17 protein-coding genes and 1 tRNA gene are annotated in these 23,358 nt (G+C 55.0%); 13 read left to right on the forward strand and 5 right to left on the reverse strand.

Annotated elements, in window-relative coordinates; all coding sequences use genetic code 11:
* Positions 1-131 precede the first annotated feature (131 nt).
* Together typA and WG31_RS03620 are read left to right on the forward strand one after the other, a co-directional pair.
* Positions 132-1,949, forward strand: coding sequence for a translational GTPase TypA (typA, locus tag WG31_RS03615; RefSeq protein WP_063353679.1), 1,818 nt, complete (start codon positions 132-134; stop codon positions 1,947-1,949).
* A 353-nt stretch (positions 1,950-2,302) separates the two neighbouring features.
* Positions 2,303-2,611, forward strand: coding sequence for a hypothetical protein (locus WG31_RS03620; RefSeq protein WP_063353680.1), 309 nt, complete (start codon positions 2,303-2,305; stop codon positions 2,609-2,611).
* A 257-nt stretch (positions 2,612-2,868) separates the two neighbouring features.
* On the opposite strand, the gene WG31_RS03625 is transcribed toward WG31_RS03620, so the two are convergent.
* The 3 genes from WG31_RS03625 to WG31_RS03635 all read right to left on the reverse strand — a co-directional run bounded on the left by WG31_RS03625 (position 2,869) and on the right by WG31_RS03635 (position 6,728).
* On the reverse strand, positions 2,869-4,125 hold the full coding sequence (locus WG31_RS03625) for a D-amino acid dehydrogenase (RefSeq protein ID WP_006117143.1): 1,257 nt from the start codon (positions 4,123-4,125) through the stop codon (positions 2,869-2,871).
* Between the two features lie 201 nt (positions 4,126-4,326).
* Positions 4,327-5,343: an NAD(P)/FAD-dependent oxidoreductase gene (locus WG31_RS03630; protein ID WP_063353681.1), complete on the reverse strand. Its 1,017-nt coding sequence runs from the start codon at positions 5,341-5,343 to the stop codon at positions 4,327-4,329.
* A 164-nt stretch (positions 5,344-5,507) separates the two neighbouring features.
* Positions 5,508-6,728 carry an NADP-dependent isocitrate dehydrogenase gene (locus WG31_RS03635; RefSeq protein ID WP_063353682.1) on the reverse strand — a complete coding sequence of 407 codons (1,221 nt, stop codon included), beginning with the start codon at positions 6,726-6,728 and terminating at the stop codon, positions 5,508-5,510.
* A gap of 384 nt (positions 6,729-7,112) precedes the next feature.
* On the opposite strand from WG31_RS03635, the gene WG31_RS03640 reads away from it, so the two are divergent.
* Positions 7,113-9,230, forward strand: coding sequence for a hypothetical protein (locus WG31_RS03640; protein WP_063353683.1), 2,118 nt, complete (start codon positions 7,113-7,115; stop codon positions 9,228-9,230).
* A 210-nt stretch (positions 9,231-9,440) separates the two neighbouring features.
* On the opposite strand, the gene WG31_RS03645 is transcribed toward WG31_RS03640, so the two are convergent.
* Both WG31_RS03645 and WG31_RS03650 read right to left on the reverse strand, forming a co-directional pair.
* A tRNA-His gene (locus WG31_RS03645) sits at positions 9,441-9,516 on the reverse strand.
* A 72-nt stretch (positions 9,517-9,588) separates the two neighbouring features.
* Positions 9,589-10,764, reverse strand: a complete 1,176-nt coding sequence (locus WG31_RS03650; RefSeq protein ID WP_063353684.1) for an aminotransferase — start codon at positions 10,762-10,764, stop codon at positions 9,589-9,591.
* A gap of 238 nt (positions 10,765-11,002) precedes the next feature.
* Between WG31_RS03650 and WG31_RS03655 the strand changes: the two genes are divergently transcribed.
* The 10 genes from WG31_RS03655 to WG31_RS03700 all read left to right on the forward strand — a co-directional run bounded on the left by WG31_RS03655 (position 11,003) and on the right by WG31_RS03700 (position 23,323).
* Complete coding sequence (locus WG31_RS03655; RefSeq protein WP_003622497.1) at positions 11,003-11,341, forward strand: P-II family nitrogen regulator; 339 nt, start codon at positions 11,003-11,005, stop codon at positions 11,339-11,341.
* A 105-nt stretch (positions 11,342-11,446) separates the two neighbouring features.
* Positions 11,447-12,892 carry a type I glutamate--ammonia ligase gene (gene glnA, locus WG31_RS03660; protein ID WP_003622499.1) on the forward strand — a complete coding sequence of 482 codons (1,446 nt, stop codon included), beginning with the start codon at positions 11,447-11,449 and terminating at the stop codon, positions 12,890-12,892.
* Positions 12,893-12,972: 80 nt separating this feature from the next.
* A complete protein-coding gene (locus tag WG31_RS03665) occupies positions 12,973-14,079 on the forward strand; it encodes an energy transducer TonB (RefSeq protein WP_035354141.1) in 1,107 nt (368 codons plus the stop codon).
* 204 nt (positions 14,080-14,283) lie between these two features.
* Positions 14,284-16,698 carry a membrane-bound PQQ-dependent dehydrogenase, glucose/quinate/shikimate family gene (locus tag WG31_RS03670; RefSeq protein WP_063353685.1) on the forward strand — a complete coding sequence of 805 codons (2,415 nt, stop codon included), beginning with the start codon at positions 14,284-14,286 and terminating at the stop codon, positions 16,696-16,698.
* A 112-nt stretch (positions 16,699-16,810) separates the two neighbouring features.
* Complete coding sequence (locus WG31_RS03675) at positions 16,811-17,065, forward strand: hypothetical protein (protein WP_082823122.1); 255 nt, start codon at positions 16,811-16,813, stop codon at positions 17,063-17,065.
* Complete coding sequence (locus WG31_RS03680) at positions 17,062-17,706, forward strand: S24/S26 family peptidase (protein WP_006117151.1); 645 nt, start codon at positions 17,062-17,064, stop codon at positions 17,704-17,706. The genes WG31_RS03675 and WG31_RS03680 overlap by 4 nt, the downstream gene beginning before the upstream one ends.
* Positions 17,707-17,831: 125 nt before the next feature.
* The gene (lepA, locus tag WG31_RS03685) at positions 17,832-19,637 is read left to right on the forward strand and encodes a translation elongation factor 4 (protein ID WP_012812615.1); all 1,806 of its coding nucleotides are present in this window, start codon (positions 17,832-17,834) and stop codon (positions 19,635-19,637) included.
* Between the two features lie 126 nt (positions 19,638-19,763).
* Entirely contained in the window at positions 19,764-20,939 is a 1,176-nt protein-coding gene (gene metX, locus WG31_RS03690) for a homoserine O-acetyltransferase MetX (RefSeq protein WP_035354139.1), read from the forward strand.
* Positions 20,939-21,544, forward strand: coding sequence for a methionine biosynthesis protein MetW (metW, locus tag WG31_RS03695; RefSeq protein WP_035354136.1), 606 nt, complete (start codon positions 20,939-20,941; stop codon positions 21,542-21,544). Before metX ends, metW begins: the two co-directional genes overlap by 1 nt.
* Before the next feature lie 456 nt (positions 21,545-22,000).
* Positions 22,001-23,323, forward strand: coding sequence for a DEAD/DEAH box helicase (locus WG31_RS03700; RefSeq protein ID WP_035354133.1), 1,323 nt, complete (start codon positions 22,001-22,003; stop codon positions 23,321-23,323).
* Positions 23,324-23,358: the final 35 nt, after the last annotated feature.

Here is a 23,358-nt window from a genome sequence, read left to right on the forward strand (position 1 = left end):
GGTGAGGATTTTGCGTGCATTCCTGCGCGCGGGCGGCTATTTGTCTGCCCAAGCAAACACTAGCAAAGCCATCCTCCACCCTTTCAGGCAGAAAGCGGTGGCGTGGCCCGCAGGGAATATCAGGCCTTTACATGGATATCCGCAATATCGCCATCATTGCCCACGTTGACCACGGCAAGACGACTCTGGTTGACGAACTGCTCAAGCAGTCGGGTTCGTTCCGCGAAAACCAGCACGTTGCCGAACGCGCAATGGACAGCAACGATCTGGAACGCGAACGTGGCATTACCATTCTTGCCAAGTGCACTTCCGTTGTCTGGAACAATACCCGTATCAACATTATTGATACACCCGGACACGCCGACTTCGGCGGGGAAGTGGAACGTATTCTGAGCATGGTGGATGGCGCCATTGTGCTGGTGGACTCCGCCGAAGGTGCGCTGCCGCAAACCAAGTTTGTGGTTGGCAAGGCACTGGCCCGTGGCCTGAAGCCCATTGTGGTTGTGAACAAGATTGACCGTGGCGATGCCCGCCCCGATGAAGTGCACAACGAAATTTTTGATCTGTTTGCAGCCCTTGGCGCAAATGATGAACAGCTTGACTTCCCGATGCTGTTTGCTTCTGGCCGTCAGGGCTGGGCAGATGAAACGCTGGATGGTGCACGTAAAGATCTGAGCCCGATGTTCGATCTGATCCTGCGCCATGTGCCCGCCCCGAATCTGGACAAAAACAAGCCTTTCGCCATGACAGCCACAATTCTGGAAAGTGACAACTTTCTGGGCCGCGTGCTGACAGGCCGTGTGGAACAGGGCCGCGCCAAGGTGAACATGCCTGTTAAGGTGCTGCGGGCCGATGGCTCCGTGGTGGAAACAGGCCGCCTGACCAAGCTGCTTTCCTTCCGTGGTCTGGACCGCGTGGGTGTGGAAGAAGTGGAAGCAGGGGACATTGTGGCCGTGGCTGGTTTGTCCGAAGCCACTATTCCAGACACCATTGCTGCTCCGGAAGTAGACGCCCCGCTGGAAGCTATTCCGGTTGATCCGCCAACACTGTCCATGACCTTCCGCCTGAACGATGGCCCACTGGGCGGCCGTGAAGGTAAGAAGGTAACGTCTCGCCAGATTCGTGACCGCCTGTTCAAGGAAATCGAAAGCAATATTGCTATTCGCGTCACAGACAGCCCGGAAAGTGAAGCGTTTGAAGTGGCTGGCCGTGGCGAACTTCAGCTTGGTGTGCTGATTGAAACCATGCGCCGTGAAGGCTTTGAGCTGACAATCGGCCGCCCGCGCGTGCTGTTCCGCACCAATGAAGAAACGGGTGAGCGCGAAGAGCCTTACGAAGAAGTCACCATTGATGTGGACGAACCCTATTCCGGCGTTGTGGTGGAAAAGATGTCCCTCCGCAAAGGCCAGATGCAGGACATGCGCCCCTCTGGTGGTGACAAGGTGCGCCTGACGTTTATCATCCCATCCCGCGGGCTGATCGGCTATCATGGTGAGTTCCTGACCGACACGCGCGGCACGGGTATTATGAACCGTCTGTATTCCCACTACGGGCCTTATGCAGGCACCGTGGAAGGCCGCCGCAACGGGTCTCTGATCTCTGCGGAAAACGGGGCAACCACCCAGTATTCCCTGTTCTCATTGCAAGATCGTGGCACGCTGTTCGTAGATGCGGGTGAAACGGTTTATCAGGGCATGATCATTGGCGAGCATTCGCGTGAGAATGATCTGGAAGTAAACCCGATCCGTGAAAAGAAGCTGACCAACATGCGTGCTGCCGGTAAGGACGAAGCCCTGCTGCTGACCCCGCCGCGCCGTATGTCTTTGGAACAGGCAATTGCTTACATTGAAGACGATGAACTGGTGGAAGTAACGCCATCTGCCATCCGTCTGCGTAAGCGGTATCTGGACCCGAACGAACGCAAGAAGCGTGGCAAAAAAGCAGACTGATTCTGTAACTTGTGGGCTGCCCAGCGTTTGGGCAGCCTGTAAGTGTGGCGCGTTTGTGGTGTGGGTGTATTTTTTTCGGTTACATCATTTTGTCACATACAGAGCGTTTAAAGTGCTTTTTTCTATAAAAACCGCCTGTTACCGGGCGGTTTTTTAGGTTTTACCAGCGCCAATATGGCTGGTTTACGGCTGTCAAGTGGCGGGGCGATGATATGTGCAAAGATTGCACAAATTTTAGCTCAAGACGCTATGCTTCTGCCGTGATAATAATCAACACATAAACCGGTCTATGTGCTGGATGCGGGGTTGTCCTGCATGAGGCGGATTGGACCACAGGTTTTTGGAGATATTTTATGATTTCTCGTCGTCTGCTTGCGGCTCTGTCCACCGTTGCCCTGCTGGGTGTTGCTGCTCCTTCCTTCGCTCAGGAAGCTGCTCCTCCGGCTCCGGCTGCTGCCGCCGCCCCAGAAGCTGGCGCTCCGGCCCCAGAAGGTGCTGCTCCGGCTGCTGAAGAAGCTGGTAAAACAACCGAAGAAGGCAAAGGTGCAGCTACTCATAAGGGCAAGCACAAAGGCCACAAAGGCAAGCACAAAGGTGGCAAGCACCACGGCAAAAAGAAGGCCGCAACTGCTGACTCTTCTTCTTCCGAATCTGCTCAGTAATCACCCGGTAGAAAGGGGCACTGCGTTACAGGCGTGGTGCACCCTGCCTGCTGTGGCGTAAAGCTGCGGAATACAAAAAGGCCGCTGGTGGTATCTGCCACCGCGGCCTTTTTTGTGTGCTATGCAAAGGGTGTTTTTTAGGAATGGGCTAGATTATCAGCATGGCGTGCAGGCAGCTTTATGGGGGCCAGCCCATGCGTATTCAGCTTGCTGCCAGCGGGGTTTGCGCCGCAGTGGCGCATAAGCGCGGTGTGCGCTTAGTTATACCGGCTGATGGAAAGATCCAGCGCCGGAATATCGGGCTTTTTGCCATGCACAAGGTCTGCAATCAGGCGGCCAGAACCACAGGCCATTGTCCAGCCCAGCGTACCGTGGCCGGTGTTGAGCCACAGGTTTTTAAAATTGGGCACAGGGCCAATAACGGGGGTGCCATCTGGCGTGCAGGGGCGCAGGCCTGTCCAATATGTTGCGGCGGAAAGATCTCCCCCACCAAACAGTTCTGAAAAAGAAAGTTCCAAAGTTTCACGCCGGTCTGGGCTGAGCTTCTGGCTGTAACCCGTTAGCTCCGCCGTGCCACCTACCCGGATACGGTTGCCAAGCCGCGTAATGGCCAGCTTGTAAGATGTATCATTTACGGTGGACATGGGGGCGTGGGTTTCATCCGTAAGGGGCAGGGTGAGGGAATAGCCTTTTACGGGGTAAACCGGCAGATGCACGCGCAACGGGTGCAGCAGCAGCGGGCTATAGCTGCCCATGGCCACAATATAGGCATCGGCCCGGAAGTGCCCAGCACTGGTGCGCACAGACATAATTTTGTCCGCTGCGGCATCCAGCCCCAGAATGGTGGTGTTATACACAAATTTTACCCCCTTGGCCTCCGCCATGCGGGCCAATCTTTGGGTAAAAACATGCGCATCGCCCGATTCATCACCGGGCAGGAACAGCCCACCCGTGAGCAGATGTTTGGCATGGGCAAGGCCGGGTTCGTGCTCCAGAACCTGATCCACCGCCAAAAGCTGGTGCGGAATGTTGGCTTCTGCCAGCAGGCGCATATCGTGCTGGGCGGTATCTATTTGTTTGTTGGTGCGGAAAAGCTGGATCAGCCCGCGCTGTCTGTCATCATACGTAATGCCGGTTTCTGCACGCAGGGCATCCAGACAATCGCGGCTGTATTCGGCAATGCGCAACATGCGGGATTTGTTGATGTCATACGCATGGGCGTTACAGTTTTTTAAAAGCTGTTCCATCCAGCGCAGCATGGCCAGATCAAACCGTTTGCGAATAACCAGCGGGCTGGTTTTGGGGTGCAGCATCCACTTGGCTGCCTGAAGTGGCAGGCTGGGAGAAGCCCAAGGTGTGGAATACCCCGGTGAAACCTGCCCCGCATTTGCAAACGATGTTTCAAGCGCTGAGGCGGGCTGGCGGTCTATAACCGTGACTTCATGCCCAAGGCTGGCCAGATACCAGGCCGATGTCACCCCGATAACGCCAGCGCCGAGAATGATGACTTGCACGGTTTTATCCTTACAAAAAAGGTAAATAGATCAGGCGGCCACCATAGCTTGCTGCGCCCCACCACGCCAGAACCTGTAAGGAAACGGTCATGGCGCACACTGTAAGGAGGTATGCGTAAGTGGGGCTGAGCAAAAAATGATTTAAAAAAACGGCGGCATGTTGCGCCCAGTTTGAGCCATGCCGCCATAAGGATGTTGGTTTTAGGCAGGCACGCCTTTGCTGGTGGAATATTCAAAGTGCAGTGCCTGATCCGGGTTTACAATGGGGTAAATGGCATGGGCGGCCATGGCGGCTTCGCTAAACCCTTGCAAAATCAGCTTGAGCTTGCCGGGGTAGGTGGCCACATCGCCTACGGCAAACACGCCCGGCAGGCTGGTTTCACAACTGGAAGGTGTGACGGGAATAGTCGAGCGCATGGTATCCATCCCCCACCGCGCTACAGGCCCCAGATCTGTTGCCAGCCCAAAGAAAGGCAGCAGCACATCGGCTTCCAGCATACGGGTGGCCCCATCCAGATCTGCTACTTCTACACCGTTTAGCGCGCCATTCTGGCCGTGCAGGGCATGAAGCTGATAGGGCACAACCTTTTCAATCTGCCCGGCAGCTACAGCCTCTTCCAACTGGCGCAGGCTTTCTGGCGCACCCCGGAACCTGTCCCGCCGATGCACGAGGTAGAGCTTTTCGGCGTTGTCTTTTAGGGAAAGCGCCCAATCCAGCGCGGAATCGCCACCGCCTGCAATAACAATACGACGGCCTGCAAAATCGGCTTTGCGGCGTACATAATATTGCACGGCCCCAGTATCTTCAAACGCTTCCAAACCATCCAGCGGCGGACGGTTGGGGCCAAATGCCCCCGCACCAGCGGCAATAATAATGGCCTTGGCTTTTAGCGTGGTGCCTTGGTTGGTGCCCAGTGTAAAGTTGCCCCGGTTGCCTGTAAGGCTTTCTACCCGGTGTTTTAGCAGGCGTGGGATGTTAAACGGGGCAATCTGTTCTTCCAGCCGGGCAATAAGCTGCGCACCTTCTACAGCGGGGCAGGCGGGAATATCGTAAATTGGCTTTTCCGGATACAGGGCCGCGCATTGGCCGCCTACTTCTGGCAGCACATCAATCAATACACAGTTCAGCCGCAGCATGGCGCACTGAAAAGCGGCAAAAAGCCCGGCTGGGCCAGCGCCAATTATGGCTACGTCTGTTTCTGCTGGCGTATCAGTCATGGCGTGGCGTGATGCTCCCTTATCTGGTTACATTAAAATACAGTTTCTGTTTTGCGCCAGCACGGGCTGGTGCGCAATGGCCTAGAATAAGCAACACCCCGAAGCAAAAAATTGCTTCGGGGTACGCAGATATGACAAAACAATAAAGATGTGCGGCAGAAAGCTTAGCCTTTGGTTAAAGCCTGCTTGAGTTTTTCATCCAGCACATCAAGGAAAGGCTGCGTGTCCAGCCATTTGGTGCCGTTGCCAACCAACAGTGCCAGATCCTTGGTCATCTGCCCGCCTTCAACTGTATCCACGCACACTTTTTCCAGCGTATCGGCAAAGTGCACAACGTCTGGCGTATCATCAAAGCGACCGCGATAAGCTAGCCCGCGTGTCCATGCAAAAATGGAGGCAATGGGGTTGGTGCTGGTGGGCTTGCCTTTCTGGTGCTCACGGTAATGGCGCGTTACGGTGCCATGCGCGGCTTCGGATTCCACCACATCGCCCGTGGGGTTCAGCAGCACGGATGTCATCAGCCCAAGGCTGCCAAAGCCTTGTGCCACAATGTCACTTTCCACATCGCCATCGTAGTTTTTGCAGGCCCATACATAACCGCCCGGCCATTTAAGGGCGCTGGCCACCATGTCATCAATCAGGCGGTGTTCGTAGGTGAGGCCCAGCTTTTCAAACTCGGCCTTGAATTCCTTTTCGTACACTTCCTGAAACACATCCTTGAACATGCCATCATAGGCTTTCAGGATGGTGTTTTTGGTGGACAGATACACTGGCAGCTTGCGGTCTCGCCCATAAGCGAGAGAGGCACGGGCAAACCCTTCAATAGAGGCGCGGGTATTGTGCATGCCCAGCGCCACACCGGGGCCTTTGAAGTCATGCACATCCAGCGTAATGGGCGCACCGCCATCTTCGGGAATGTAGTTGAGCGTCACCTTGCCTGGGCCGGGAATTTTGGTTTCCGCAGCGCGATAGATATCCCCATAGGCATGGCGGCCGATCACGATTGGCTTTGTCCAGTGCGGCACAAGGCGCGGCACGTTGGAGCAGATAATGGGTTCACGGAAGATGGTGCCATCCAGAATGTTGCGGATGGTGCCGTTGGGTGAACGCCACATTTTTTTCAGCCCAAATTCCTTCACCCGTGCTTCATCCGGGGTGATGGTGGCGCATTTTACGGCCACGCCGTAGCGCTTGGTGGCTTCTGCGGCTTCTACTGTTACCTTGTCATCCGTGGCATCGCGGTTTTCTATGCCCAGATCGTAATATTTCAGGTCAATATCCAGATAGGGCAGAATCAGGCGCTCACGAATGAAGTGCCAGATGATACGGGTCATTTCATCCCCGTCCATTTCCACCACCGGGTTCTTGACCTTGATTTTAGCCATAATACTGCATCCGATTCGAAGAGTGTCTTGCATTCGTTGCGCGCAGATGCGGAATACGCATAGGCATCATGCAGTGCGCGAATTGAGACCATAAGCGGGGATGCAACACAGCGCTGTTCACGATCAGGACAGAACTGCCGCTATCAGGCGCAATGGCGCTTATGCGCGGGCAAAAATCTTTGTTTTTTGCGGGGTAGGCCCTGTTATCACAAACATGTCAGGGTTGGGATGGCGGATTATCCCATACCGCTCAAGAGGTGCCCGCGCGGGAGATGTTATGCTAACTATGTGCATCATTAAGGAAAATGGCTGGCCGCCTGTATGCAAGTGTCAGCCAAAATCATGATTCCGCATATGGAACGGGCAGCCGGGGTAAGCTGAGGCATGTTTTCTTTTATATCATTTCACGGGCACATTCTGGCACATCGTGATTTTTATCTTATGGGTATTCCGGTTGCACAGGCCGTTTCTCCGCAGTGGAACGTGGTTCAGTTATCGGCTGATGGAAACAGCCTGCTTGGGTTTGCAGATATCCGGCCTCAGGTTGAACAAAGTGGCGAAGCAAAAGGTCTGGTAAGTTTAAAAAATGGTACGCAGTTTATGTGGAACCAACCAGATGGCCTGTTGGGTTGGGTGCCCCATAACCAGAATTGGGAGCGTTTTGCACCAGTGCTCAGCCAGCATGTGCCATTGCTGGCCCGTTTGGCGCAGGGGAAATGGCTTATTGCGGGCAAGCAGACCGCCGAGCGGGTTTCGTTTTCTTATTTCAAGCTGTGCCTTGGCGAGCATAATTGGGATTTGCGTACGCTTTTCCTGCGTGAAAAAGGTGATGCCATTATTATTTCCGATGGGCGGGAACCGGAAAGTGTTCTGCAACCAAGCCCATTGCCTGTGCAAAAAACCTTTATGGTGGCGTTGGCGGCGCAGATAAAGGCAATGGGTGAAAGCCCATTTGTGCAAGCCGCACAGGCCGCCCGCCAACGTTTGCTTGTAGCCCCAGAAGATGCAGGCTGTTTGTTGGATCTGGCAAAAAATTGCGCCAAAATTGGGCAATTCGGTTTGGCGCGCACGGCGGTATTGTGTGCGGCGTTGCAGGATTTTCGGCCAGATTTATATCTCTTTTCCGCTATTCTGGCATTGCGGGAAGGTGAGACCCAGCAGGCCGCAGATTTAGCCAATCTGGCGCTGAAAGGCCGGTTTGGTGATGCCCCCATACCCGAACAGCTCACACATCTGGTACAGCGGACAGCACAGGGAGAGGCTGCGTTGCTTTTGCTGCCTTTTGCCTTGAAGGAACTGCCGGATACAGAAGAGTTTGACCCCGCCTTTAACTTTTTAATGGTGCCTTTGCCTGCTTCTATGCTGCGGGCAGAAGATGTGCGGCAGGCGTATTCATATCAGTTTGAGCAAGTGGCTTCTGCCAGCACGCAGGAAGAGCGGCTGCAACTGGTACAGGCCGATCAAGCCCAGAACAGGGCGCAATACTGGAACCAAGTTGTGGCAGGCCATTACGCATGGCTCAATCAGAATCGGGCCAGTGCAGACCCACATTACGTTACGGCCCGCAAGCTTTCCAAAGATTCCGGTATCAAGGCTGTTGATTACAATTGCGGTGTTTACACATGGCTGCCGGAAGCCGCCGCATATAACCTGCATGAACAACAGGTAACAGACCAGTTGGGCATTGCGGGCTGGAACTGGCATTCCAGTGTGGTGCCCGGCCGGGCAGAGGCAGATGCCCCAGATGCCTGTTTGGTTTTTGGGTGCGATAGTGCGTATTTCCGCTTTGTGCCCAAGCTTGTCATGTCTTTAATGCGGGCGTGTCAGGCTCATCCAGAACAGGGGCGCTTCCGCCTTTGTTTGGGGGTGGACCGGGCAACGGATGAGCAGTTGACCCTGATGCGGGATCTGGTGGCCTTTTTCTCGGAAAAAGACAGGGGGATGGATGTCTCCTTCACGCACGGGCAGCTTAACCATGCGAACAAGGCCGCCTATACGTGCATCCGTTACCTTATGCTGCCGCATATTGTGGGCCAGTGGCATTGCCCAGTGCTGACAGCGGATTGCGATGGCTACTTCCCGCACGATTTCCCTGCCTTGTGGCAGGAACTCAAATCCGGTTCGGATTACGGGTTCCGGCTGTATGCGTATAATCATGAAGGCAAACAGATAGCCGGAGAACCGTGGGGCTTTGGTGCGGGCCTGTCCTATTTTGGGGAAACGGAACTTCTGCCCCAGATCGGGCGGTATCTGCACAATTATGTTCAGCGGACATATAGCCCGGAAAATCCAAGCAACTGGTGCATTGATCAGTGTGCACTGGCACAGGCTTATTCTCGCTTTGTTGCACCACGTTGGAATGACTTGCAGATACGCTTCATGGATGAGGGCACGCCGCTTATGATTATGCCCCACCATGTAGGCGGCAAGGATGCGCTGCTGGAACACGATGGCGCGGTTTCGGAGCAAGACCTGCGCCAGTTTATGCAGGACAACGCTTAATTAGGGTGTTTTGGCAAAAGCCGGTCAGCTTGGTCTGATCGGCTTTTTTGTTCGGGTTTTTATCGCAGGGAAAGATCTGCCGCAGAACCTTCAGCCGGTTGTAGCAGGAGCAAGCCAGCAGAGTAGTTGCACAGATGCAAGCATAAGGCGGCAGCGTGCACGCAGTATGGTACTGTGCGTAAGGTATTTTGAATTTCAAGGGAAAAATGCTGGGGCGAACGACGGGGCTTGAACCCGCGACCACCGGTACCACAAACCGGCGCTCTACCAGCTGAGCTACGTCCGCCGCACAGCAAGCGGACGTTTAGAGAAAACTGCGTCGTTCGTCAATCACTTCTGGCGTTTTTATATAGAAAAATCAGCTCTGGCGGCTTTTCCATTGTTCCAGGCGGGCCACAGCCTCAATCAGCACCTCCTCACGCTTGCAAAAGGCAAAGCGAATCAGGTTGCGCGGGGGCGTGCCACTTTGCGCATCATAAAAAGCAGAGGCGGGAATGGTGGTGACACCGGCCTGTTCTGTGAGCAGGCGGCTGAAGGCCATGTCATCCAGCCCGTTTGCCAGCGGGGTAATATCCGCCATCACAAAGTAGCTGCCTTGGCAGGGCAGCACGCCAAAGCCCACCCGCGCCAGCCCGGCAGAAAGGATCTGGCGTTTTGTATCCATCTCCTGCGCCAGTTGGGTAAAGTAGGCGGTATCCTTGTTCAGCCCAAAGGCCACGGCACGTTGCAGGTTGGGGGCTGTGGCAAACACAAGGTTCTGGTGCGCTTTGGCCACCACCGCAGCCAGCGGGGCAGGGGCGGTAACGTAACCCACCTTCCACCCGGTAAAGGAAAAGCTTTTGCCTGCGCTGCCAATACGAATGCACCGCTCGCGCATGCCCGGTAGGGCCATAAGCGAGAGATGCGGCACATCAAACACAAGGTGCTCATACACCTCATCGCAAATGGCGTAGGTATCGTGCTGGCGTATAAGGTCGGCAATAAAGGCCAACTCCTCAGCGTTAAACACCTTGCCGGTGGGGTTCATGGGGGTGTTCAGCACAATGGCTTTGGTGCGGGGGCTAAAGGCGTTTTTTAAGGCCTCTTGCGGGAGCGCCCAATCTGGCGCTTCCAGCCGTACAAGGCGCGGAATGCCGCCAAGCTGGCGCACAACAGGCAGGTAGGTATCGTAAAGCGGTTCTATCAGCACCACTTCATCGCCCGGTTCTATCAGCGCCATAAAGGATGCCGCCAGGGCCTCGGTAGCGCCAGATGTCACCACCACTTCCGATTCGGCATTTACAGAAATGTTCTGGAATCGGGCGGAGGCATCCGCAACGGCGGCGCGCAGTTCTGGCAGGCCTGTAAGGGGCGCATACTGGTTGCGCCCATCCAGTAAGGCATTTGCGGCCAGTTGCACCATGTCTTGCGGGCCTTCCGTATCAGGAAAACCCTGCCCAAGATTGATGGCGTTATGCTTGCGCGCCAGCTCGGACATAAGCGTAAAAATAGTGACAGGCTGGTTTGCAATCTGCCTGTTAAGCAATTTTGTCATTACAAAGTTCCTTGCCCCGCTGGCGGAAAGAGGCGAATAAGACGCGATACCGAAACATTTGGCGTAAACAGTTGATTTGGTGCTTTATCGATACAAATTTGCATCTGCCTGATTGCCCGCACGGGCAAGCCGTGCAAGTGTAACGGTATGGGGTGCCTTCTGCCTATAGGGGCAGGGTGGCATCATGAACGGACAGGCCCAAAATACGGGCACAACAATGGTGTGTTGACGACGCGCGATGAAGAAGATCGAGGCCATAATCAAGCCCTTCAAGCTGGATGAGGTGAAAGAAGCCCTTCATGAGCTTGGATTGCAGGGTATTACCGTAATCGAAGCCAAGGGTTTCGGTCGGCAAAAGGGGCATACGGAGCTTTATCGCGGCGCGGAATACATTGTTGATTTCCTGCCCAAGATGAAGATTGAAGTTGTCTGCCCTGCTTCCATGGTGGAGCGGGCGGTAGAAGCCATTTCCGCAGCGGCCCGCACAGGCCGCATTGGCGATGGCAAGATTTTCGTGAGTCCGGTGGATGACGTGGTGCGAATCCGTACCGGAGAACGAGGGGAAGACGCAATCTAACACGCTTCATGCGTAGGTATGGGGCGCTAAGATGCGCGTACATTATTCCCGCAGACCGCGTGCCCGCAAAGTGCGGCATGCTGATAAAGCTTAGGTGAAGAGAGCATGGTAAAGAAAACAGCTCCGGCGGGTGACAGCAAGGCTGCTGCAATTGCCAAGGTTTTTGATCTGATTCAGGAACACTCTGTGGAACTGGTGGATCTGCGTTTTACGGACCCAAAGGGCAAGTGGCATCATACATGCCAGTATGTCAGCACCATCGAGGAAGATAGCTTTACCGATGGCTTCATGTTTGATGGATCTTCCATCGGCGGGTGGAAAGCCATTAACGAAAGCGACATGGTTCTGCTGCCGGATCCGACATCCGCAGTGATGGACCCGTTCTCTGCTCGTCCGCAGCTGATCCTGTTCTGCGATATTATTGAACCTTCCACCGGGCAGCCTTACAACCGCGATCCGCGCTCCACCGCCAAGTTGGCTGAGCAGTACCTCAAGTCCTCCGGTTTGGGTGATACGGCATTTTTTGGCCCGGAAGCTGAATTCTTCATTTTCGACAACGTGCTGTTTGGCACCGGCCCGAACTATGGCAAATACCAGCTCGACAGCATTGAAGGCCCCGATGCATCCCTGAAGGAATATCCTGAAGGCAACATGGGCCACCGTCCGGGTGTGAAGGGTGGTTACTTCCCCGTGCCGCCAGTGGATAGCGAAAGCGATCTGCGCGCAGAAATGCTGGCCGCTATGGGCGAAATGGGTCTGGCGATTGAAAAGCACCACCATGAAGTGGCGCAGTCTCAGCACGAACTTGGCACCAAGTTTGAAACGCTGGTGCGCGCAGCAGACTTCATGCAGATCTACAAATACTGTGTGCACAATGTTGCCAATTCCTACGGCAAGACAGCAACATTCATGCCCAAGCCTATCTATGGTGATAACGGCTCTGGCATGCACGTTCACCAGTCCATCTGGAAAGACGGCAAGCCCACATTTGCTGGCAATGGTTATGCAGATCTGTCCGATACAGCCCTGTATTACATTGGCGGCATTATCAAGCACGCCAAGGCGCTGAACGCCTTCACCAACCCATCCACCAACTCCTACAAGCGCCTGATTCCGGGCTTTGAAGCACCTGTGCTGCTGGCATATTCCGCCCGCAACCGTTCTGCTTCGTGCCGTATTCCGTACGCAACAAGCCCCAAAGCCAAGCGCGTTGAAGTGCGCTTCCCAGATCCCACAGCCAACCCGTATCTGGCATTTGCTGCCATGCTGATGGCTGGTATGGACGGCATTAAAAACAAGATCCATCCGGGCGATGCCATGGACAAGGATCTGTATGACCTGCCGCCGGAAGAACTGAAGCAGATCCCGACAGTTGCTGGCTCCCTGCGTGAAGCTCTGGAAGCTCTGGCTGCGGATCATGAGTTCCTGCTGGCTGGTGGCGTGTTCACCAAAGATCAGATCGAAAGCTACATCACCCTGAAATGGGATGATGTGTACCGTTTCGAACACACACCGCATCCGGTTGAATTTGAAATGTATTACTCCGTCTGATTTTCTTTCCTTTAGGGAAGATATCGGAAATAAAAGGCGCGGCTCCTTAGGGGCCGCGCTTTTTTGTATTGGATTGCTGAATGGTATTGAAAACACGCATTTTTTCTGCGCTCGGGCTTTTGTGTCTGGCGGGGTGTGCAACTTCTGGTTCTGTGCCCGGTGGGCATGTTGCTACTGCGCCGCAAGCCATTGCGCCGGTGCAGCCCCCGGCATCTGCAACGGCTTCTGGTGCAGGTAATCCTGCGCTTTCGGCAGATAAGCCTTCCTTGCTCAATGTTACTTCGCTGTCTCCCTCATGGGGCGAGGTTTACTGTGCGCAGGATATTCGCAAGCTGGCTGTGCAACTGCCGCTTCAGCAGGATGATAAGGATTATATTGCCAAAAGCCTGAAAAACGCCAAGACGCTACAGGCGTGCTTTATTTACTCGCGCCCTGCACCCGCACCTACGCAACCGCTGTTGACGGCAGATGGGCAAAGTAATGGCCTGGTGGTGATGAGCATGTATGTGCTTACAGGGGCGGATCTGGCAGATACCGCGGCGCTTTCCTTCAATTCCCAAACATATAGCCGGTTCCTGCTGGGCTTGCAGTGGCCCAAAAACCAGCCAACAGCGGGTGTTTCTGTGCAGTTACAGGCAGATACGCCAAACAAGCAGCACTATAATTTTCCCTTGGTGTTTGCGAATGACACGCCGCAAAAAGTGTTCGGTATCTTTCTGCCAATTGCCACGGCACAGGAGATTGCCAAAGCACCTCGGTTGAGCGTGAAAGTTAAGGTGCCGGGCCAAGCAGCTTATACACTCAATTATGGCACAGAAGGTTTATCCAGAAGTTTGGAAACCTTGTACAACTGGCGTCATACCACGGAAGATAAGGACGAATACGCCGTTATCAACGCCATGTCTGCCGTAGATAAAACTGTGCGGCTTAACCGTATCAACACGGCAGCCCCCGTTTACCCGGCAGCGGAAGAAAACAAAAATCTGGAAGGCCGCGTGATGGCGCGGTGCGATATTACTGCGGCAGGTGCTCCCACCAACTGCGTGGTGCTTAAAACCATGGGTGGCGCAAATTTTACAAAAAGTGCGCTAACATATTTGCAGCAGGTGCGTTTTGCTCTTTCGGGTAACAATGTTGCAGATGGTGTTAAAGGCCATGTGTTTACTGTGCGCTTTAAGCTGGACTGATACGTCCAAGTATCAAGCCCAAAAGTATTGAAGTGAAAACTTCTGTAACCGCCTGTGTTTTATAAAAATGCAGGCGGTTTTTTGTGTGTTTTACAGTATTTTCTTGGGATGCAATGCCGCGCTGTTGTATTGATTATTCTGAAACGGTTTTTCTTGTGCAGAAAAATTTGGATGTGAACGTGTGCAGGGCAGAAAATAGGCAACATGATACAAACAAATAGTCACCGGCCCGATATTGTATTGCGGATTACCGCAGCAGTTTTTGCAATATTAGGCGTTTTTCTTGCAGGTGGGGGTATCTGGCTGGCCCTGCTGGGCGGCTCCTGCTTTTACGTGGTGTGCGGCGTTGTGCTGCTGGCTACGGCGGTGCTGCTATGGCGGCGGCGGCGCGAGGCTCTGTGGCTTTACGCGGTGCTGGTTGCGGCCACCCTTGTATGGTCTGTTGGGGAAGCCGGGTTTGATTTCTGGGCCTTGGCCCCGCGTGGTGATGTGCTGTTGCCACTGGGGTTGTGGCTTGTGTTGCCATTTGTTTCTTCTCGATTGTTGCCGTCTTCTGGCTGGAACAGCGCGCCCTTGCTGGCCGGTGTTGTGGCCGGGGCCGGTGTGTATGGCTATGCCCTTACGCAAGACCCGCAGGATGTTGCGGGTGTTCTGCCTCGGGCTGGTGTGCAGGCCTCATCCTCTCCATTGCCGGGAGATAATACGGTTGTGCCCGCAGCAGATTGGCCCGCTTATGGCCGCACGCAGGCGGGGGACAGATACTCCCCACTTTCTCAGATTACAGCCAGTAATGTGCGGGATCTGAAAGTGGCATGGGTGTTCCGCACGCATGATCTGAAGCGCCCGGATGATCCGGGAGAAATTACAGATGAAGCCACGCCCATAAAGGTGCGCGATACGCTGTATCTGTGCTCACCACACCAGATCCTGTTTGCTGTAGATGCCGCCACCGGGCATGAGCGCTGGCATTTTGACCCCAAAATTACCTACAACGCCTCTTATCAGCACATGACATGCCGTGGCGTGTCTTACGCAGAAACGCCGGTGGCGGAAGAACAGGCCCACGATGTTGCCGTGGCGGATGATTGCGCACACCGTATTTTCCTGCCCACCAATGATGGTCGCCTGTTTGCCCTAAATGCCGATACCGGCGCCCTGTGCCGTGGTTTTGGGCGTGATGGCGCGCTGGATCTTACAGATGGCATGCCCATGCGCACGCCGGGGTTTTACGAGCCCACATCCCCGCCGGTTATTACCTCCAAGGTAGCTATTATTTCTGGCGCGGTTACAGATAACTACTCCACGCACGAACCTTCAGGCGTTACGCGCGGGTATGATCTGTATAGCGGCAAGCTGATATGGGCGTTTGATCCGGGCAACCCGAACCCCAATGAACTGCCCTCCGCCACGCATCATTACGTGGCCAATTCTCCCAATTCATGGATTACGTCGGCCTATGATGCGCGGCTGAACCAGATTTACATTCCCACGGGTGTTGCCACGCCGGATATCTGGGGTGGCCACCGCACGCCGGATCAGGAGCGCTATGCCTCTGGCATTCTGGCGTTGGATGCAGATACCGGGCGCAAAGTATGGTTTTACCAGACAGTGCATCATGATCTGTGGGACATGGATGTGCCATCTCAACCCAGCCTTGTAGACATAAAACAGGCCGATGGCGCCGTTGTGCCCGCATTGTATGCACCCGCCAAAACAGGCAATATTTTTGTGCTGGATCGGCGCAATGGCCATTTGCTGGTGCCCGCGCCAGAAATGCCTGTGCCGCAGGGGGCTGCTCCGGGGGATCACCTTTCTCCTACCCAGCCGTTCTCCGCACTTACATTCCGCCCCAAAAACAACCTCACGGATGCGGATATGTGGGGCGCAACCATGTTTGATCAACTGGCTTGCCGTATCATGTTCAAACGCCTGCGGTATGAGGGGCCATTCACGCCGCCTTCCACGCAGGGTACGCTGGTGTTTCCCGGTAATCTGGGCATGTTTGAATGGGGCGGCTTAGCGGTAGATCCGGTGCGGGAGGTAGCGTTTACCAACCCCATTGCCGTGCCGTTTGTTTCTAGGCTTGTGCCGCGTGGGCCAAATAACCCGGCAGAGCCGCCGCAGAATGCAGGCCCTTCTGGTGGAGAGGCTGGTTTGCAGCCACAATATGGCACACCATTTGGGGTGGACTTGCACCCATTCCTGTCCCCCATTGGTATTCCGTGCAAACAGCCGGGTTGGGGCTATGTGGCAGGGTTGGATTTGCGCACCAACACGGTGTTATGGAAGCACCGCAATGGCACCACGCGTGATAGCTCCCCCGTGCCACTGGCCTTTCGTGTTGGAGTGCCCTCATTGGGTGGGCCAATCATTACCGCAGGTGGTGTGGCGTTTCTGACATCCACGCTGGATATGTATATCCGCGCCTATGATGTGACGACAGGCCAGCAGCTCTGGCAGGATCGTTTGCCAGCAGGGGGGCAATCCACCCCCATGACGTATGAAGAAAACGGCCATCAATATGTGCTCTCGGTAGATGGCGGCCATGGTTCCTTTGGCACCAAGCTGGGGGATTACGTGGTGGCCTATGCGCTGCCAGATGCGCAGGTAAAACACTAACTCTGCTTTGTTTGGGCAGGCTTTGGCGGGCACACGTATCATGCGTGTGCCCGCTTTGTGTTTGTGGGGGAGCGGCTTTGCATGAAAACATCCTCTTGCCGCCGCGTGCGGGATGCGTGATCCTGCATCCATGTGGAACGAACCCTACCTTGAAACATGTTGCCGCGCCGCGCTGCACAGGCTTTGCCTTGCGGGGGATGCAGGCCGCCCAACTGGCATGAAGGATGATCCCTGCCTGACACGTCTGGCTGGTAAGGGCCTTGCGCAGCAGAATGCACAGGGGCGTTTTTTTATTACCGATGAAGGCACAGCCCGCCACGCCAGCGATGTGCTGAAGCAGGAAAAGCTCCACACCAAAAAACCATGATACCGGCAGAGCGCATATGGCACGCACTGGATACGCTGGCGCAGGAGCGAGGGCTTACGCCCTCTGGCTTGGCGCGGGCAGCGGGGCTGGATGCCACGACCTTTAACCCCTCGCGCCGCCATACGGGGCATGGCGTGTGGCGCTGGCCTGCGCTGCCAAGCCTGCTGCGTGCGCTGGATGTGTTGCGTGTTTCCCTCGCTCAGTTTGAGGCCCATCTCTGGGGGTATGAACAACCAGATGGGGCAAAAACTCCGGCACCATGCTTTATGCGCAGCTTGCCGCTTTCATGGTTGGATCAGGGCGGCGTGCTGGATCGTGCAGGCCTGCCCGCCGGAGGATTGTGGGAGCAGGAGGAAACATTTTTCAGCCTGCCGTCATCTTCGGCCTATATGTTGCGGGTAGATACGGAAGGCATGGAACCCATATTGCGGCTGGGTTGTTCCTTGGTGGTGCAACCTGCCTTGCACCCACGTGGGGCAGACCGCGTGGTGCTGATACGCGCAGGGCAAGCCCCGGTGGTGGGCATTTTGCAAGAAAAACCTGTGCGGGCTATTCAGCCCTTTGGGCGCAGCGCCTTGCAACCTGTGCCCGCGGCCGCTGCTGGCGTATGGCTGCACCGTATTGTGCTGATATCTGGCTAAAAAACAGGCTGCGGGCTGGTGCCAAATGCGGCAGTGTGCGCAATAGGGAAAAAATTTATCTGATAATGGCCCAAGCCCGTGCGGAAGCGGCTGACTTTTCTTTCCGTTTCGCTTAAAGGAGCAGCATGACCGATACACCCCTTTCGCTCATCCGCAATTTTTCCATCATCGCACATATCGATCATGGGAAATCCACTCTGGCTGACCGCCTGATTCAGGCGTGCGGTGCCCTAACCGCGCGTGAAATGACCAATCAGGTTCTGGACAACATGGATCTGGAGCGTGAGCGTGGCATTACCATTAAGGCGCAAACCGTCCGGCTGACCTATCCGGCCAAGGATGGCAACACCTATGTGCTGAACCTGATGGATACCCCCGGACACGTGGACTTTGCTTACGAAGTCAGCCGGTCTTTGGCGGCGTGCGAAGGTTCTTTGCTGGTGGTGGATGCCTCTCAGGGGGTGGAAGCGCAAACACTGGCCAACGTGTATCAGGCCATTGATGCCAACCACGAAATTGTGCCCGTGCTCAACAAGGTGGATCTGCCCGCAGCAGAGCCTGAGCGCGTAAAGGCCCAGATTGAAGAAGTTATTGGTATTCCGGCTGATGATGCGGTGGAAATTTCCGCCAAAACCGGCCTGAATATTGAAGGCGTGCTGGAAGCCGTTGTAACCCGCCTGCCACCTCCAACAGGTGATGCGGAAAAGCCCTTGCAGGCCATGCTGATTGATAGCTGGTACGACCCGTATCTGGGTGTGATCGTGCTGGTGCGTATTAAGGAAGGGCGGCTCAAGCGCGGCATGAAAGTGCGCATGATGTCCTCCGGCGCTGTGCATCAGGTGGATCAGGTGGGCGTGTTTGCCCCGCGCATGACCAGTGTTGAAAGCCTTGGTCCGGGTGAAATGGGCTTTATCAACGCGGCTATTAAAACCGTGGCAGACTGTAATGTGGGTGATACCATTACAGATGATCGCCGCCCGGCAGAAAAGCCCTTGCCGGGGTTCAAACCCTCCATTCCCGTGGTGTGGTGTGGCCTCTACCCCGTTGTGGCCGATGACTTTGAAAAACTGCGCGATAGCCTTGCCAAGCTGCGTCTGAACGATGCCTCCTTCCACTATGAGGCTGAAACATCCGCAGCCCTTGGTTTTGGGTTCCGTTGTGGCTTCCTTGGCCTGCTGCATCTGGAAATTATTCAGGAACGTCTGTCGCGCGAATTCGATCTGGATCTCATCGCAACAGCGCCTTCCGTGGTGTACAAAATCACCCGCACCAATGGTGAGCGGGAAGAACTGCACAACCCGGCGGATATGCCCGATTCCTCCCTGATTGAAACCATTGAGGAACCGTGGATTAAAGCCACCATCATGGTGCCAGATGAATATCTAGGCGCGGTGCTTACGCTGTGCACAGAACGGCGCGGCGTGCAGGTAGATCTGACCTATGTGGGCAGCCGTGCGATGGCGGTATATCGCCTGCCACTGAACGAAGTGGTGTTTGATTTCTATGACCGCCTGAAATCTCTTACCCGTGGCTACGCCAGCTTTGATTACCAGATGGATGGGTATGAGGAGAGTGACCTCGTGCGTATTTCCATTCTGGTTAATCAGGAGCCAGTGGATGCACTGTCCTTTATTGCGCACCGCACGGCGGCGGAATCTCGCGGGCGTTCGATTTGCGCACGCTTGAAGGATTTGATTCCCCGCCAGTTGTTTAAAATCGCCATTCAGGCCGCTATTGGCAGTAAGGTGATTGCGCGTGAAACCATTGGCGCACTTTCCAAGGATGTAACGGCCAAGTGTTATGGTGGTGATATCTCCCGTAAGCGCAAACTTCTGGAAAAGCAGAAGGAAGGTAAAAAGCGCATGCGGCAGTTTGGTAAGGTGGAAATTCCGCAAAGCGCCTTCTTGGCTGCGCTTAAAATGGAACACTGAAACAGGACCGGGCGGAACTTTCCAGCACATCGGGCGTAACAGGGCAGGGCCGTTGGAAACCGGACTTGCCTTGTCCTGTAAACGTCCGTATGCCGGAGGGGATTGTTTGGAGCATTCGGCGTTTTTATGAACAGCACAACACCCTTGGCCATTGGTGAACAGCAGCATGTCCGGTTTGCCGAAGGGCTGGGGCTGGATTGCGGCGTTACCCTTGCCCCTGTTGATATTGCCTACCGCACCTATGGCACGCTTTCAGAAAAGCGGGATAACGCCATCCTGATCTGCCATGCCTTTACGGGGGACCAGTACGTAGCGGAAGAACACCCGCTTACGGGCAAACCCGGTTGGTGGAGCCGGATGGTTGGGCCGGGAAAGCCTATTGATACCAACAGGTTTTTTGTTATCTGCTCTAACGTGTTGGGGGGCTGCATGGGCAGCACCGGCCCGCGCTCTACCCGCACAGATGCCCAAGGCAATGGCACGGAGCTTTGGGGTACGGCGTTTCCGCCCATTACCATCCGCGATATGGTGCGTGCGCAGCACAAACTTGTGCGGGCTTTGGGCATAGAAAAACTGTTTGCCGTTATTGGCGGTTCCATGGGTGGCATGCAGGTGCTGGAATGGACAGTGACCTACCCACAGATGATGCTGGCAGCCATGCCCATTGCCACAGCGCCCTTCCATTCCGCCCAGAACATTGCGTTTAACGAGGTGGGGCGGCAGGCTATTATAGCAGATCCAGACTGGCGCGGTGGCCGCTATTGGGCGGATGATGTTGTGCCTGCCCGTGGTTTGGCTGTGGCCCGCATGATGGGCCATATCACCTATCTTTCGGAAGAAGCCTTAACGCGCAAATTTGGCCGCCGTATGCGGCGCGGGCCTGTTGGTGGGCAGGGGCCAGAAGGCCCTGTTTCCATGTTCAGCGATATTTTTGAGGTGGAATCCTATCTGCGTTATCAGGGTTCTACCTTTGTACGGCGGTTTGATGCCAACTCCTACCTCAGCATTACCCGTGCGATGGATTGGTTTGATATTGCCGCAGACCATGATGGCGAACTTACACACGCTTTTGCGGGTACGCCGGTGCGGTTTTGTGTGGTGTCGTTCTCGTCCGATTGGTTGTTTCCCACATCGGCTGCCCGTACGTTGGTGCGTGCGCTCAATCGGGCGGCGGCCAATGTCTCGTTTGTAGAAATAGAAACAGACAAGGGGCACGATGCCTTTTTGCTGGAAGAACCGGATTTTGACCGCACGGTACGTGGTTTTCTGTGTGGTGTGGCCGAACATGCGGGGCTTGCCTGATGCGCCTTGACCAGCGGCTTATTGCCGAAATGATAGCCCCCGGCACCCGTGTGCTGGATATTGGCAGCGGAGATGGTACGCTTATTGACCATCTGTTCCGCTACCGTGGGTGTGATGCGCGCGGTATTGAGCTGAACATGGAGCTTGTTACCAAGTCTGTCGCACATGGGCTGCCCGTGGTGCATGGGGATGCCGACCACGATCTGGCGCATTATCCGCACCACGCGTTTGATTATGTGGTGCTGCAACGTACCTTGCAGGCTGTTGCGCGCCCGCGGGAAGTGCTGCGGCAAATGTTGCGTATTGGGCGGCACGCTATTGTCTCATTTCCCAATTTTGGGCATTGGCAGTTGCGGCTTAAACTGCTGCTGAGCGGCCGCATGCCCATGACATCTGTGTGGCACACACCGTGGTATGAAACCCCAAACATCCACCCCTGTACCATTCGGGATTTTCTGGAACTGTGTAAGCAGGATGGCTACATTGTAGAGCAATGGATGGCTGTGGATGAGGAAGGGGAGCGTGCCCCGTGGCGGCGCTCTATCCGAATGGCAAACCTGTTTGGCGAGCAAGCTCTTTTCCTGCTCCGGCGCCGAAATGACTAGGGTTTGAAGGCTTGCTGCCAATAAGTTGCCTAAAAATAATGTTAGATTTATGCCTTTTTTGTGAAGATCTTCCGAAATTTCCTAAATAGGAATATTTCAAAAATACCTTTAAGATATCAGCAATAAACTTTCAAATGCGGCAATGTTATAACGATTTTTCACCCGATTTCTAAAAATTCCTCAACATTACACGAACATCATTTTAGGACTAATATGGTACGGAAGCCTTGCGAGGTTTGGGAAGTCCCCTTATATACAGCTTTACAAGGTTTATAAGGAACGAACGCAGTTCAAAAATTTCCTTTATGGATCTTGATGTGTTCAAAATTTTGTGGGCGCTCAGCTACAAGCCGGTGCAAAAATGTTCCGTGTGCGCCACAAAACATACAGTGCATAACTGAAAAGGGTGCGGTCTCTCGATCTCGTTTTCAGGCTGCACAAATAAGGTTGGCCCTGATGACTAAATTTTCCGATCTTGCTCTTGCTCCACCACTGCTGAAGGCATTGGCAGAGCAGGGTTATGATACACCCACTCCTATTCAGGAACGTTCCATCCCCTATCTGTTGCAGGGGCGTGATCTGCTGGGCCTGGCTCAGACAGGCACAGGCAAAACCGCATCTTTTGCGCTGCCTATTTTGGAACATCTGATTAAAAACCCACGTGCAAACACGCCCAAACAGCCGCGCGTTCTGGTGCTGGCGCCTACGCGTGAGCTTGTGGCCCAGATTAGCGATAGCTTTAAAGCTTACGCACGCCATATGAAGTTTACGCAGGCCGTGGTGTTTGGTGGCGTGGGGCAGGGCCGACAGGTTGAAGCCATGCGTCGTGGCGTAGATGTGCTGGTGGCTGCGCCGGGCCGTTTGCTTGATCTGATGGGCCAAGGCTTTATTGATCTGTCTGGTCTGGAAATTCTGGTGCTGGATGAAGCAGACCGCATGCTGGATATGGGGTTTGTGCGCGATATCCGCCGTATCATGACCTTTGTGCCAGAACAGCGCCAGACGCTTCTGTTCTCCGCCACCATGCCGCGCAGCATTGAAGATCTGGCGGCATCTTTGCTGAATGATCCGGCACGCGTTGAAGTGGCGCCGCCTTCCAGCACGGTGGATCGTATTCAGCAGGCCGTCATGTTTGTAAATGGCGCGGGTGATAAGCGCGATGCGCTGCTGAACATGGTGGAATCTCCCAAGGTTTCTCGCGCTGTGGTGTTCACGCTCATGAAGCATGAAGCCAACAAGGTTGCGGAATTTTTGAACAAGAACAACGTGGTGGCAGAAGCTATTCACGGCAACAAGTCTCAGGGTGCGCGTGAGCGGGCCATGAAGGGCTTCCGTTCCGGTTCTGTTAAAGTGCTGGTGGCAACGGATATTGCCGCCCGCGGTATTGATGTGGACGATGTCAGCCACGTGTTTAATTACGATCTGCCAAACGTGCCGGAAAGCTACGTGCACCGCATTGGTCGTACAGCACGTGCCGGGCGTGATGGCTGGGCTGTTTCCTTCTGTGATGCAGAACAGCGGGCTTGGCTGCGCGATATTGAACGCACCATTGGCAAAACCGTGCCGGTGGTTCGGGATCATCCTTGGCACTCTGATGAAGCAGAAGCTTCCACCATGCGTCCGCCTGTTCTGGGTGGCGGTGGCCGAGGCCGTGGCGGCCCGCGCGGCGGCGGTGCGCCTCGTGGGGGGGCTCCGGGTGGTGGCCGTGGTGGCCCACGCCGTTCCGGTGGTGGTGCTCGTAATGGTGGCCGTTCCGGTGCGCCTGCTGGCCGCATGTAATATTTCAGGCTGATAGCTTGTAAAATAAGGCTGCC

Source organism: Acetobacter oryzifermentans, assembly GCF_001628715.1.
GTDB classification, from domain to species: Bacteria; Pseudomonadota; Alphaproteobacteria; order Acetobacterales; family Acetobacteraceae; genus Acetobacter; species Acetobacter oryzifermentans.